A 3,406-nucleotide genomic window follows, 5' to 3' on the forward strand; every position below is an offset into this window, starting at 1 on the left:
TAATCGCGTAATGCAGTTTCTTGATTGATCGATAGCTAGTCTATTTGATTATATGGTCAAGCAACTAAGCGCATACGGTGGATGCCTTGGCAATTGGAGGCGATGAAAGACGTTGGAGCCTGCGAAAAGCTCTGGGGAGGTGGCAACCAACCTTTGATCCAGAGATGTCTGAATGGGGAAACCCACCTATCATAAGATAGGTATCCTTTGACTGAATACATAGGTCTTAGGAGGCGAACCAGGGGAACTGAAACATCTAAGTACCCTGAGGAAAAGAAATCAAACGAGATTCTCTTAGTAGCGGCGAGCGAACGGGGAACAGCCTGCAAGTGATAGCTTGTGTGTTAGTGGAACAGTCTGGAAAGTCTGGCGATACAGGGTGATAGCCCCGTACACGAAAACACACTTGTGGTACTAAGCTTGCGATAAGTAGGTCGGGACACGTGTTATCTTGACTGAAGATGGGGGGACCATCCTCCAAGGCTAAATACTACCAATTGACCGATAGTGAACCAGTACCGTGAGGGAAAGGCGAAAAGAACCCCTGTGAGGGGAGTGAAATAGATCCTGAAACCGTATGCGTACAAGCAGTAGGAGCAGACTTGTTCTGTGACTGCGTACCTTTTGTATAATGGGTCAGCGACTTAATGTCAGTAGCGAGGTTAACCGTATAGGGGAGCCGTAGGGAAACCGAGTCTTAATAGGGCGAATTAGTTGCTGGCATTAGACCCGAAACCGGGCGATCTATCCATGGCCAGGTTGAAGATGCCGTAACAGGCATTGGAGGACCGAACCCACAAATGTTGAAAAATTTGGGGATGAGTTGTGGATCGGAGTGAAAGGCTAATCAAGCTCGGAGATAGCTGGTTCTCCTCGAAATCTATTTAGGTAGAGCGTCGTGTCTAACCCTAGGGGGTAGAGCACTGTTTGGGCTAGGGGGTCATCCCGACTTACCAACCCCATGCAAACTCCGAATACCTAGGAGTTCAATCACGGCAGACAGACAGCGGGTGCTAACGTCCGTTGTCAAGAGGGAAACAACCCAGACCGCCAGCTAAGGTCCCTAATACACATTAAGTGGGAAACGATGTGGGAAGGCTTAGACAGCTAGGAGGTTGGCTTAGAAGCAGCCACCCTTTAAAGAAAGCGTAATAGCTCACTAGTCGAGTCGGCCTGCGCGGAAGATATAACGGGGCTAAATGTGTAACCGAAGCTGCGGATGCGTGCTTGCACGCATGGTAGAGGAGCGTTCTGTACGCCTGCGAAGGTGAATCGAGAGGTTTGCTGGAGGTATCAGAAGTGCGAATGCTGACATGAGTAACGACAAGGGGGGTGAAAAACCCCCCCGCCGGAAGACCAAGGTTTCCTGTCCCATGCTAATCAGGACAGGGTTAGTCGGCCCCTAAGGCGAGGCAGAAATGCGTAGTCGATGGAAAACGGGTTAATATTCCCGTACTTGTTATAACTGCGATGGAGGGACGGAGTAGGCTAGGCGAGCACGGCGTTGGTTGTCCGTGTTTAAGCTCGTAGGCTGGGGATTTAGGTAAATCCGGATCCCTAAGGCTGAGAAGCGATGACGAGTCCTCTTTTGGATGAAGTCGTTGATGCCATGCTTCCAAGAAAATCTTCTAAGCTTCAGGTTATAACGAACCGTACCCCAAACCGACACAGGTGGTCAGGTAGAGAATACCAAGGCGCTTGAGAGAACTCGGGTGAAGGAACTAGGCAAAATGGTACCGTAACTTCGGGAGAAGGTACGCTCCCTCTGGTGATCGGACTTGCTCCGTAAGCTGAGGGGAGTCGAAGTGACCAGGTGGCTGCAACTGTTTATCAAAAACATAGCACTGTGCAAACACGAAAGTGGACGTATACGGTGTGACGCCTGCCCGGTGCCGGAAGGTTAATTGATGGGGTTAGCTTCGGCGAAGCTCTTGATCGAAGCCCCGGTAAACGGCGGCCGTAACTATAACGGTCCTAAGGTAGCGAAATTCCTTGTCGGGTAAGTTCCGACCTGCACGAATGGCGTAATGATGGCCACGCTGTCTCCACCCGAGACTCAGTGAAATTGAAATTGCGGTTAAGATGCCGTATACCCGCGGCTAGACGGAAAGACCCCGTGAACCTTTACTATAGCTTCACAGTGGACTCTGATATTACTTGTGTAGGATAGCTGGGAGGCTTTGAAACTTAGGCGCTAGCTTAGGTGGAGCCAATCTTGAAATACCAGCCTGGTACTGTTGGGGTTCTAACTCTGGACCATTATCTGGTTCGAGGACATTGTGTGGTGGGTAGTTTGACTGGGGCGGTCTCCTCCCAAAGAGTAACGGAGGAGCACGAAGGTGCGCTAAGCATGGTCGGAAATCATGCGGTTAGTGTAATGGCATAAGCGCGCTTGACTGCGAGACTGACAAGTCGAGCAGGTACGAAAGTAGGTCATAGTGATCCGGTGGTTCTGTATGGAAGGGCCATCGCTCAACGGATAAAAGGTACTCCGGGGATAACAGGCTGATACCGCCCAAGAGTTCACATCGACGGCGGTGTTTGGCACCTCGATGTCGGCTCATCACATCCTGGGGCTGAAGCCGGTCCCAAGGGTATGGCTGTTCGCCATTTAAAGTGGTACGCGAGCTGGGTTCAGAACGTCGTGAGACAGTTCGGTCCCTATCTGCCGTGGGCGTTGGAGATTTGAGGAAAGCTGCTTCTAGTACGAGAGGACCGAAGTGGACGAACCTCTGGTGTTCGGGTTGTATCGCCAGATGCATTGCCCGGTAGCTACGTTCGGACGGGATAACCGCTGAAAGCATCTAAGCGGGAAGCCTCTTCCAAGATAAGATCTCCCTGGGGCCTTGAGCCCCCTAAAGAGCCGTTCAAGACCAGGACGTTGATAGGCAGGGTGTGTAAGCGTTGTGAGGCGTTGAGCTAACCTGTACTAATTGCTCGTGAGGCTTGACCATATAATTAAGTGGTTTAGCTATCACAATGAAGAAACTGCAGCGGATTGTTGCAAACCAACGGAAGTTGGCATGAGAGAAAACTTGTTTATATCAGCTTATTTACCACCTTATTTGGATTAAATGACGCAGCATGAAAGTGCGTAAGACATCTCATTTAGCCAAGCCAGTTTGCCTGGCGACCATAGAGACATGGAACCACCTGACCCCATCCCGAACTCAGAAGTGAAACGTGTCATCGCCGATGGTAGTTTGGGGTTTCCCCATGCGAGAGTAGGTCATCGCCAGGCTTCTAAATAAAAATGCCCCAGCCGAATTCGGTTGGGGCATTTTACTTTGTGGCGCAGAAAACGCTGGGCAGCTGGCGAAGACCAACGGCAATGATTCGCGCCGCTGGCGATCACCCTTCGGGCAGCGTTAGGCTGTCCAAACCTGCTGCACAGGTTTGTCGCCAG

General features: G+C 51.0%; 2 rRNA genes. Both read left to right on the forward strand.

Annotation, left to right across the window (positions count from 1 at the left end):
- Positions 1–54: 54 nt before the first annotated feature.
- A 23S ribosomal RNA gene (locus AELLOGFF_RS18030) occupies positions 55–2,954 on the forward strand.
- Positions 2,955–3,125: 171 nt separating this feature from the next.
- Positions 3,126–3,241: ribosomal RNA gene (gene rrf, locus AELLOGFF_RS18035) — 5S ribosomal RNA — on the forward strand.
- Positions 3,242–3,406 lie beyond the last annotated feature (165 nt).

Source organism: Zhongshania aliphaticivorans, assembly GCF_902705875.1.
Lineage (GTDB): Bacteria > Pseudomonadota > Gammaproteobacteria > Pseudomonadales > Spongiibacteraceae > Spongiibacter > Spongiibacter aliphaticivorans_A.